General features: G+C 33.1%; 8 protein-coding genes and 3 pseudogenes. 5 read left to right on the top strand and 6 right to left on the bottom strand.

Translation table 11 applies throughout. From position 1 onward, the window contains the following. Positions 1–168: 168 nt before the first annotated feature. The 4 genes and pseudogenes from ACFQZ1_RS10900 to ACFQZ1_RS10885 all read right to left on the bottom strand — a co-directional run. Positions 169–297, bottom strand: a pseudogene (locus ACFQZ1_RS10900) (IS6 family transposase); the annotation flags it as partial. 113 nt (positions 298–410) lie between these two features. Beyond that, positions 411–1,145: an ABC transporter permease gene (locus ACFQZ1_RS10895; RefSeq protein ID WP_377882221.1), complete on the bottom strand. Its 735-nt coding sequence runs from the start codon at positions 1,143–1,145 to the stop codon at positions 411–413. Positions 1,146–1,157: 12 nt separating this feature from the next. Next, positions 1,158–1,916, bottom strand: coding sequence for an ABC transporter permease (locus ACFQZ1_RS10890; RefSeq protein WP_377882220.1), 759 nt, complete (start codon positions 1,914–1,916; stop codon positions 1,158–1,160). After that, positions 1,913–2,824 carry an ABC transporter ATP-binding protein gene (locus ACFQZ1_RS10885; protein ID WP_377882219.1) on the bottom strand — a complete coding sequence of 304 codons (912 nt, stop codon included), beginning with the start codon at positions 2,822–2,824 and terminating at the stop codon, positions 1,913–1,915. The genes ACFQZ1_RS10890 and ACFQZ1_RS10885 overlap by 4 nt, the downstream gene beginning before the upstream one ends. A gap of 280 nt (positions 2,825–3,104) precedes the next feature. On the opposite strand from ACFQZ1_RS10885, the gene ACFQZ1_RS10880 reads away from it, so the two are divergent. Together ACFQZ1_RS10880 and ACFQZ1_RS10875 are read left to right on the top strand one after the other, a co-directional pair. Then, positions 3,105–3,797, top strand: a complete 693-nt coding sequence (locus tag ACFQZ1_RS10880) for a response regulator transcription factor (RefSeq protein ID WP_377882222.1) — start codon at positions 3,105–3,107, stop codon at positions 3,795–3,797. Beyond that, entirely contained in the window at positions 3,794–5,212 is a 1,419-nt protein-coding gene (locus tag ACFQZ1_RS10875; RefSeq protein ID WP_377882218.1) for a sensor histidine kinase, read from the top strand. The genes ACFQZ1_RS10880 and ACFQZ1_RS10875 overlap by 4 nt, the downstream gene beginning before the upstream one ends. 89 nt (positions 5,213–5,301) lie before the next feature. Here ACFQZ1_RS10875 and ACFQZ1_RS10870 read toward each other — a convergent pair. Continuing rightward, positions 5,302–5,895 (bottom strand): annotated as a pseudogene (locus ACFQZ1_RS10870) (IS3 family transposase); the annotation flags it as partial. 301 nt (positions 5,896–6,196) lie between these two features. On the opposite strand from ACFQZ1_RS10870, the gene ACFQZ1_RS10865 reads away from it, so the two are divergent. Further along, positions 6,197–7,075 carry an Rpn family recombination-promoting nuclease/putative transposase gene (locus ACFQZ1_RS10865; protein WP_377882217.1) on the top strand — a complete coding sequence of 293 codons (879 nt, stop codon included), beginning with the start codon at positions 6,197–6,199 and terminating at the stop codon, positions 7,073–7,075. 461 nt (positions 7,076–7,536) lie between these two features. On the opposite strand, the gene ACFQZ1_RS10860 is transcribed toward ACFQZ1_RS10865, so the two are convergent. Beyond that, complete coding sequence (locus ACFQZ1_RS10860; RefSeq protein WP_377882216.1) at positions 7,537–8,691, bottom strand: tyrosine-type recombinase/integrase; 1,155 nt, start codon at positions 8,689–8,691, stop codon at positions 7,537–7,539. A gap of 357 nt (positions 8,692–9,048) precedes the next feature. Here ACFQZ1_RS10860 and ACFQZ1_RS10855 point away from each other — a divergent pair, with 357 nt between their 5' ends. Together ACFQZ1_RS10855 and ACFQZ1_RS10850 are read left to right on the top strand one after the other, a co-directional pair. Beyond that, on the top strand, positions 9,049–10,032 hold the full coding sequence (locus ACFQZ1_RS10855; protein ID WP_377882215.1) for a DNA-binding protein: 984 nt from the start codon (positions 9,049–9,051) through the stop codon (positions 10,030–10,032). A gap of 365 nt (positions 10,033–10,397) precedes the next feature. Then, positions 10,398–10,604: pseudogene (locus ACFQZ1_RS10850) on the top strand (IS6 family transposase); the annotation flags it as partial.

The raw sequence follows: 10,604 nt of genomic DNA, 5'->3' as shown, positions 1-10,604 counted from the left end.
AATTTATACTAATATGTAATATATTACCTGTCAATGAACCTCATATGCTATTAATAACTTAAAATTCCAAAGTATATGTCACATATACTAATATTGTTTTTGGTGGTTCTGGTGCAAATACTTCAGAAGAGATATAGAGAGGCGAAAAGTTTCCTAGTAGAATCTATTTTATGCTGAAAGGCCGAATAGTTGATGAATGAGGTTCACTTGATTTCGGACAGACTTCTCCCCTTGGAGGATTTGTCCTTTTTTCATCATATGCATCGCCTCTATACCACTCAGTATGTAAGTGGCAGTACATTTTCCTTTTCCATACTGATCACGCCCCTTTTTTAGAGTAATATTATCAGTATGTCCAGGTTTAAGAGATTACTTGCAAGAGCTTTAGAGTTTTTACACCAGAGCCATCATTAAGCTATATCCCGTTTTATAAAACTACGTAAACCATATATCAGTAAAACTATGAAAGTTCCAATAACTAGTGTATAAAATAAGTAATAAGATTGAATAGGTGATTCATCTTCAGGTGACATTGCTAGCATAGGCTGTGTCCAAGGATAAATCTGTCCTAAAGGTGTGCTAGCAACAATAATAGCTGGGAGAGTAAAAACAATACTAACAGCTAATGGTATACCAAATGTTTTTGCCCTTATGGATATGATTAGTTGTAGCAGAATCAATGGCAAGCACGCTAAAATGCCTCTAATCACGAATCCAAGTATTGTAAATATCGGAAGACTGCCTTCCACTCCTTTTATATAACCAAATCCTATAAAAAAGATTAATAAGATTAACATTGTAATAATTACCATATTTACTACCGTTAGAAATTTTCCTAAAAAGATTTCCGAGTGTTTAATCGGTAGGGCTAATAGTTGTTTCCATCCACCCCCGATATGTTCACTCCTACAAACAAGTGCTGCGTATATCCCAACCATGATCGGTAATACAAAAGGACCCATAAATAGCGCTACTTGTGTCCACACTTCGATCCATTCATTATCTCCTGGCTGCATAAAAAGATCATAGTTTTTAAAGAAATTAATATAAGCCAGGAATAGACCTAAAAGGGGACCTATGAAGTAAAGTAACCACAACTTAGAGCGTTTTAATTTTAATCGTTCAACATATAAGACATTTTTCAAAATAATCTCTCCTTATTGGATATTCCGTTTAGCAAAATGCTTAGAACCTATAAACATAAGGATTATACCTAATATCAAATTGATGACGAGGTAGGCTGAAAAATCCGGGTTATTCCCTATGCCCTCATATTGCAAAATAACCGTTGATGATTGGATTGGATAAGCTAAAGGGAACCACCTTGTCGCTTGAGCAGCAGCTAAAAATAGACCCATAATAGCCGAAACTGATCCAATAAGAATTGAGAACGCCTGATTTTTAATCGTCATGGATAACCAAAATTGAAAGGCCATAATTGGTAATACTGTAATCAACATGCCGTAACAGTCGCCTATCAATAGGTCCCATGGAATCTCTCCTTCAAATGCTAGTACTTTTCCTAGTAAAACCATGCCAATCAGAAAAATAGTGGTGGAAAGGAATAGACTAATTGTTAGCCAAATAAATTTACTCAAATAAATTTTTTCGCTTGATATAGGCATTGAAAGGGTTTGTTTCCATCCATTTGCCTGATGTTCAATATTTGCTATCACTGATGCAGCAAGTGTAACGGCCAATGGGAAACCTAGACCAAACAACAAACTATTGTCATACAATACATACATCCACATAGAACCTGCATCGAACATCTCAACTTGTTTTTCAACAAACTCAGAACGATAGGTGAGATTCACCAGCTCATATGCCAAGATAAGTAACGGAACCAATAAAACAATAATTAATAACGATGAACGTTTTAATTTTAATTTATCTGCCCATAATATATTTTTCATAAGCTTCCCTCGGTACCAGTTAATTCTAAGAAGATATCTTCAAGTGTTCTTTTCACTTCTTCAAGTCGATATACAGATACCCCCGAATGAACTAGAATAGAGTTAATTTCTGAAACAAATGCTGGTTCAGTTTTGGATAACCACAAGAAATCCCCTTGTAAATCAGCCTTTAAGTTTCGTCCTTTTAATATTTCATTTGCTTTCGTTACATCACTAACTCCAACTTTTAGTAGAGGTTTCCGTTTTTGCCTTAAGCGTTCAATCGAATCTTGGAAAATCATTTTTCCATTATTAATGATCCCTACTTGTGTTGCCATTTGATCTATTTCACTCAACAAGTGGCTAGATACAAGGACACTCATTCCAGCCTCCGGTAATTCTTTAATCAACTCTCTAATCTCTTGGATACCAGACGGATCTAAACCATTAGTCGGTTCATCCAGTATTAATAAATCTGGATTACTAAGCAATGCTGCAGCAATCCCTAGACGTTGCTTCATTCCAAGCGAATATTCTTTGGCTAGCCTGTTAGCCACCTTGGTTAATCTCACGATTTCCAACACTTCATTTACGCGTTTTTCTGGAAGATCTCGTAACCGGCGAACGGCTTCTAAATTTTCACGTCCGGTTAAGTTTCCATAGTATGTTGGGGACTCCACCAACGATCCAATCCGTTGTAAAATTTTTAGACGGTTTTTGTTTAGGTTTTGACCAAAAATTTCAATTTCACCCTTTGTAGGTGTAATCAAACCCAGCAACATCCGAATCGTTGTTGTTTTTCCAGCCCCATTGGGTCCAAGAAATCCATAAATTTGGCCACGTTCAATTCGCAAATTTAATCCATCTACAGACGTGTGCTTTTTATATTTTTTGGTTAGATCATTAGTCATCAAAATTTGATCATTCATCTGTTCCTCACCTCGTTTCTATCGTAAACGAAATTTATTAAACAAGAATGAAACTTTTCCTAAACATTTGCTTAACGGCTTGTCCCAAACAATTTTTCCTAATTAATTTACATTCTTAGAACACCAAGGACTTTATAATTATTTTTATTATTATGAAATCTAAACGGTATATTAATTCTTATCTCAACAGCTTTTTTTATTTGGCTTTAATGTAAAATAATAATTGAGATAGGAAGGAGGGTTAAGTGTGACTTTTAAACTTGAGGATCATAAAATTTTGATGGTTGATGATGATCAGCACATTTTAGATTTATTAATAACCGTTTTTGAAAAGGAAGGTTTTCAAAATATCTTAAAAGCTACCACTGGAGCAGGGGCATTTTTCATAACAACGCAAAATAATCCACACATTATCTTGTTAGATGTGATGTTACCTGATATAGATGGCTTTACTCTATGTAACAAAATTCGTTCGGAGACAGATGTACCTATACTGTTTCTTACAGCTAAAACCACAGATTTAGATAAATTGCAGGGGTTTAGTTTCGGAGGAGATGACTATATTACAAAGCCTTTTAATCCATTGGAAGTTGTTGCTCGAGTAAAAGCACAATTAAAACGTTCTACTAAAATTCCATCCCAGTATTCGCGAAAAAAGATTTATGATTTTGGCTTTTTTAATATAGATCCTAATACAGGAAAACTTATTGTAAATGGTGAAAGCGTAGAATGTCCTACTCAGGAAATGAAACTTTTACTTTATTTTTGTGAACACCCTAACCAAATTTTGAGTAAACATCAAATCTATAAGGATGTATGGGGAGAATTATATGGTGGGGATAGTACAGTGATGGTACATGTGCGACGTTTACGTGAAAAAATAGAAGAAGATCCTAGTAGACCTAAATGGATAAAAACAGTTCGAGGACTAGGCTATATATTTGAAGTAGCTACAAATGAGGATTTATTGTGAAATTAAGAAATCGTGTCGCCTATTACTTCGTATCACGTCTTTTCTGGTTAATGCTTACATGGGGTTTACTTATCGTGATCAGCATTTTTCTTTTCAGCTTCTTTCTTGGACATAACAAAACAGAAACTCCACGATTATCGATTAATAAAATAGTAGAACATACGAATGTCGTTGATCAAGAACTTTCAGTAAACTCGAAGATAAAAGAAGATTTAGTAAAAAATAAAATGTGGATACAAATATTGGATGAAAAGGGGGATGAAGTCTTTTCCTTTAATAAACCCAAAAGTATACCAATTCATTATATTCCTGGCGAACTAGTATCTGATTACTTATATCCTGCTAAAAAGGGCTATCAGCTATCTACATGGTATAAAACTATTGGTGATCAGGAGTTAACATGGGTTTTAGGGAAACCAATGACAGATAATAATCCCTTTCTATACTGGGCGAATAATCTATGGATTCTTGCCATTATTATAATTGGTATTTTAATTTCCTTATTTTTTGGAAGACAATTAGGTGCCCCTTTACTCTATATTGTTTCTTGGATTGAAAATCTATCTAAAGGAAAATATGAAGAACCTTTTAATAATTGGAATTTAAAATCAAAAAGACGCTGGCGAAATAAAACCAAATATAAAACATATGAGGAATTGATGCAAGCCCTTTTTGATCTTACATCAACTCTTCAGAGAAATACAGAAGAACGAAAGTTATTAGAAAAAACAAGGGAAGAATGGCTTACAGGAGTCTCACATGATCTTAAAACCCCTTTGTCTGTTATCAAGGGATATACTGTACTACTATCTTCACATGAATATGATTGGGAACAAGATAAGGTACGTCACTTTTCCAAAATCATGGAAGAACGGGTGGAGTATATGGAGAAACTAATTGAAGACTTCAACTTAACTTTTCAATTGAAAAATGATGCTGTTCCGATACAGCTCGAGCAAAAAGACCTTGCAAATGTCCTTAAAGATATTTTGGAACAACTGAAGAGATTACCAGATTCAAAAAATAAGGCGTTTTTATTTGGAACGAATAGAGAACAAATATATCTTAATATGGATTCGAAATACTTAAATCGAGCATTTGAAAACTTAATTGCTAATAGTATCAAGCATAACCCTCCTGGAACTAAAATTAAGGTCATGCTTCATGAAGACCTGTCTCATCCCAGACAAATTCGCGTTTTAATTGAAGATGATGGAGTCGGTATGGATCAAGAAACTTTTGAACACTTATTTGACCGGTACTTCCGAGGGACAAGTGCAACTTCCAATAATTCCGGAACAGGATTAGGAATGGCAATTGCAAGGCAAATCATTATAGCTCATGGTGGAGATATTAAAATAAACAGTAAGCTTCACCAAGGAACCCAGTATCAAATTACTTTCCTACTTGAATAAGAGTGCTTTAATAAAGATACTTATTACCTTCTTGTATAACAAAAAAAGCCGATAATTCTGAACTGAACCCAAAAAGTTAGACGGAAAAATTAAGCAGCTGTTTGAATATGAGTCCGGTATTGTACTGGGCTCATACCTTTCAATTTTTCTTTAATTCTTTTGTGATTATAATAATGGATATAATTATCTAATTCTATCTTGAAATGTTCCATACTCTCGAATTCTTCAAGATAAAGTAATTCAGACTTTAATAAGCCAAAGAAGTTTTCTATGACTGCATTGTCTAAACAATTCCCCTTACGAGACATACTTTGAACAACTCCATTCTCTTTTAGCGATTGTTGGTATCGCTTCATTTGGTAGTGCCACCCTTGATCTGAATGAAGGATAGGAGTCTCACCATTATTTAAACATTTAAAGGCCTTATCTATCATTTTAGAAACAAGAGAATATGTAGGTTTATCTTCTATATTGTAAGCTATAATTTCTCCGTTATATAAGTCTAAAACAGGTGATAAATACAACCTCTTACCATGTAAATGAAATTCTGTCACATCTGTTACCCATTTTTCATTAGGTTTTGATGCGTGGAATTCACGTTTTAAAATATTAGGAGCGAATTTCCCTACAGTTCCCCGATACGAACGGTATTTCTTCATACGTACAAGGCATTTCAATCCTAATCATTTTCCATACTGATCACGCACCTTTTTTAGAGTAATAGTATCAGTATGTCCAAGTTTAAGAGATTACTTGCAAGAGCTTTAGAGTTTTTGCACCAGAACCGAAAAAAGTATTAGACAGTTAAAAGAAAGTATAAGACTGTAGAGGAGTCATTTTATCGTTAATTTGATAAAAATCAGTTATTAGTCTAATACTTTCTTTTATTTTATCTTTGCACCAGAACCAGAGCATGTTTGCATGTTTCACCTTTTTTTATGTACAATGAGAATAAGAGATGATATAGACAGGGAGAGGAAATCCATGTCCACTAAATTAGTAAATTTACGCATTGATTTTGCTTTTAAACAGTTATTTGGGACGAAAGGGAATGAGGAAATTTTAACCGGTTTCTTAAATGCTATTCTAGAGGAATCTTTAGATGTACCTATTACATCGCTACAACTAGAAGATCCACATCTCCATAAATCTTATGAAGATGATAAGTTATCGATTTTAGATTTATTAGCAACACTAGAGAACGGAACGCAAGTGAATATAGAAATTCAGCTTCGAAATACTCATGATATGATCAAACGTTCTTTATATTATTGGAGTAAACTCTATACGTCCCAAATGCAAGAAGGAATGCCATATCGTTCACTTCGCAAAACAATCACCATTAATTTATTAGATTTCATACTATTTTCTAATGATGAATCCTTTCATACAATCGGACAGTTATGGAATACGAACACACAACAAATCTTAAGTAATGACATTGAAATTCATTTCGTAGAGATTCCAAAACTTGTGAGACAATGGCGTGAAGAAAAAGTGAATCCTTGGGAAAATGCGTTTGTTCGTTGGATGTTATTATTACCAGCACATGAAGACGAACATTTAACTCAAACATTGGAGGAGATTGCTATGAATCAAGATCCAATTTTACAAAAGGCAATAAGTAAATGGGAAAATATGAGCCATGACTCTTCTTTCCGAACAGCTTATGAAGCTCGTGAGAAGTTACTTCTAGATGAACAAGCCAAATTAGCACATGCTCGTGAAGAAGGTTTAGAAGAAGGTTTAGAAAAAGGTAAATTCCAATTAATTCGTGGTATGCATAAGAATGGTATGCCTTTAGAAGACATTGCGAAATTCACAGGTCTAAGTACAGAAGAAGTCCGAAAGATATTATTATAATGCATGGAATTATAAAAGCTTTTTACTGTTGCAGGATTCATAGAAAAAAACCATGTATCCAGTAACTACATCTAAAGAACCGCTCCTGTATCTATTCAGAAGCGGTTCTTTGGTTCTGTTGCCTACATATCTTATATCTTTTGAGAATATATCCACACCTATCGGCATATATCTTAAACACAATAGATATGCGAAAGGGTGAGAGTGTGATTTCATCATATTCAGTAAGATATATTTTAATAACGGGTAATACTTTTAGAAAAAAAGTAATCACTGTATATGCATCCTCTGAGTTCTTTGCTATTGAAAAAATCAAAAAAGAATTAGAACGTCGTTTTTCTAATCCTACAAAAATTGAAGTCTATACGGTATAGTTGCTTAAAAACAATTAAAAAGAAAAGGGATGGAAACAATATTGATTTCATCCCTTTTCTTTTTATTTATTGTGTATTAATTACATATTAAAATTCATCTTCACTAATTAAATTACCCGCATCATTATCTTTGATTAAGCGTTGCTTTAAATAATTTTCTTTTGTCGTTCTATCATCTTTATGACCTACTGCGGCTGCGATAAGATGTGGTGGTAACTCTTTATAATCGTACAAGTACTGTACATAAAAGTGTCTAAAGAAGTGAGGGGTTATTCTAACATCTTTCGTAAACGGCAGATCCGTATCCTTAATAATTTTTGTAATGTACTGAGACAAATAATTTTCTCGATATGCTGTATGATTTTTGGTTTGAAAGATGGTACCACCATTCTTATTACCTATATTAATAGGAAGTCGTCGGCGTATACGAAAGGCAACAATACGATGAAAAATCTCCTTATTAATAGAAACAATTCTTTCACCATCCCCCTTTGTATCTACAGTCAAGTAATACCGGTCACGTATTGAATCAAATTCAAGGTCTTCCCACTTCGCATGAGCAACTTCCGCAACACGTAACCCCGTTGTCGCAAGAATAGATAATAAAGCATAATTAATCTCGTTATCCTGATAATAGCGAAGTAATTGCTTTACTTCTTCATAAGATAAATCCCTCTTTGGTTTATGGTGCTTGCCTACTGTGGTGCTCAATACTTCCACATGAAGTGGCTCCTGAATATATCCGATTTCATATAACCATTTTAAATAGGATCGAATTACACCTAGCTTTCTACTTATTGTTGATGGTTTGTATTTCTCCTTGGATTGATAGGAAACTGCCTCCTCTGACAACCACCTCTGGTAATTACGGATATGACGTTTTCGTAGATTCCTCCATACACGACCATCTTCGTAATCTTTTACATCTTGTTGCAAAAACTCTGTGCTTTGTTTAATAAAGAAATAGAATTGACTCAGATCACGTGCATATAAAATACGTGAATTATCCTTTATCCGTTTTTCCTTATCAAAATGAGTTTGTCGGTTTAAATAGTAGTAAAGTATCTCTTCATCAGAAAAACCATCATACGTTTGTTTATCTTCTCGCTCATTGGTTTCTTTTCTTTGCTCCGCTTGTTTTAGAATATCTTCATTCCAAATTGCAATTATATTTGCAAATTCTTGTTTTTTAATAATTTCTAAAGAACGATCCTTATGTAGTGTATTTATTTCAAATTTCATCTTATATCAACTCCTAACGGAATTACAATCTATTACTATTATAACCTAAATACATATAAAACTAGTTGTATAAAGAAATTAAACTTTAATTATTAGTAAGTAAATAACAACCATAGAAAATTGCCCCTTTTCTATGGTTGTAGTTAAATTGTTTTTAAAAATTATTTTTTATACGTTTTCTAATTATAAGAAAGATAATTTAATTAGAAAATGAATTTATCTTTCACATATGTTTAAAAATAAATTAAGTGTTACTTGTGTTATAATTAATTTAAATCATATATTTTAGTAACCTAACTTTACATAATAAAATTATAAATTTTACATAAAAGAAGCTTACTCGTAGGAGGAAAGAGAATGTTTGAAATGCAAGAAATGAATATGAATACAAATGAAGTAAAGGCTTATTTAAAAATTAGTAGCTTCATTTTCAATACTCTTATGAAGCAAGGCCAATTAAATCCAATTAATAGAGATACCTGGCGTTTAGATGGTAGTTTTTTATTTAAGCGAGAAGATATAGAAAAATTGAAAGAAGAACGTGAAACAGAAGGAATTACCTTATATCAGGCAACCAAAGATTATAATGTGAGTATGTATCAGCTTGAAAAGTGGATAGAAGAAGGGGATTTGACTTGTACTATACAGAAACATCGTAATCGTGAAACGAAATTTGTAAAAGAGGAAGAAATACACGGATTGGTACAACAATTGGATCAGACAACTACCCTCTATACATTCTCACAAAAGCATAGTGTAGTATTGTTCCAAAAATTTATGGAGGGCAATAAATTAGCACGCATTATATCTATTCCGAAGCGTGGGGATATTGTGCTTCTTGATGAGTTTGGAAACAATATGACACTAGAAGATGCAACTAAAATGGGGTATAAGCCCTCATATGTTCTATCCGATAAACCAAGAAGTCATCATCAAAAGTTTGTAAAATTTCGTTTTCCTAAATCAGACCAATTACGTAGTAACATTTTTCACTTAATTGATTTAGTACTACAGTATGTATCACCACGAAATATTAAGGTTTCTGAGGAAGATGGATTCTGGTATTTTGATGTTCGTCAATCTATTATTCAATTACCAATGCAACTGCAGGTAGAATGGATTGATTGTTTAACCCCGTATATAATAGAAGGAAAATTAACAAGACGTGTTAATAATAGCGTGTATTTAGATAGCAGCAGCGTGACTAAGTCAGTAACGATTACAAGCAATGAATACCATACAATCACAAAGATTGTAAATGAAACGAACAGTTCTATTGAAGAATTTATTGCAAGCGCAATCCGAGATAAAATTAATCAACATATGTTGTATAAATGCTAAAATCTTCATCACATTAGAAAGATGTCAATCAAAAAAGAACCACTGTACTTTGAACTGTACCCCGAATCATGGACTTTTTTTAAGTGTCCACGATTCGGGATACAGTTCAGTTAGCACAGGGCTTTTTATGAAAAACACACAATGCCACAAATGAAATCTCTGATAAATTCATCGAGTTGAATTTCTTTTAAGTTTAATAATGTTATTACATCAACTATTAAACTAATTTTATCTAATGATAATATGACCGATAATCAATTTAAGTATTGTAAATTTTTTAAGTTGAACTACTCCGTTTTAGGTTCTGTTGCAAAGTTTTCTAAACTAAGCTACACTTTCGAAAAAGAAAACGAGGAGAATCACAGATGGGATATTTTAAAGGAAAACAGTTCAAGAAGGATATTATTTTAATAGCCGTTGGCTACTATTGTCGTTTTTCTTTAAGTTATCGCGATGTGTCTGAAATTTTCAAAGAACGTGGTATTTCTATTCATCCAACAACTATCATGCGCTGGGTTCATGAATATGGAAAACTTATCTATCAAATTTGGAAAAAGAAAAACAAAAACACA

Source organism: Bacillus sp. CGMCC 1.60114 (assembly GCF_042676365.1).
GTDB classification, from domain to species: domain Bacteria; phylum Bacillota; class Bacilli; order Bacillales; family Bacillaceae_G; genus Bacillus_A; species Bacillus_A rhizoplanae_A.
The sequence above is the reverse complement of the archived record's forward strand: the minus strand, read 5'-3'. Positions and strand labels throughout refer to the sequence as shown.

Coding starts and splice junctions, on each gene's coding strand:
- ACFQZ1_RS10865 (WP_377882217.1), top strand. CDS start 6,197: ATGTCCACTAAATTAGTAAATTTACGCATTGATTTTGCTTTTAAACAG.
- ACFQZ1_RS10890 (WP_377882220.1), bottom strand. CDS start 1,916: ATGAAAAATATATTATGGGCAGATAAATTAAAATTAAAACGTTCATCG.
- ACFQZ1_RS10885 (WP_377882219.1), bottom strand. CDS start 2,824: ATGAATGATCAAATTTTGATGACTAATGATCTAACCAAAAAATATAAA.
- ACFQZ1_RS10880 (WP_377882222.1), top strand. CDS start 3,105: ATGGTTGATGATGATCAGCACATTTTAGATTTATTAATAACCGTTTTT.
- ACFQZ1_RS10855 (WP_377882215.1), top strand. CDS start 9,049: ATGTTTGAAATGCAAGAAATGAATATGAATACAAATGAAGTAAAGGCT.
- ACFQZ1_RS10860 (WP_377882216.1), bottom strand. CDS start 8,691: ATGAAATTTGAAATAAATACACTACATAAGGATCGTTCTTTAGAAATT.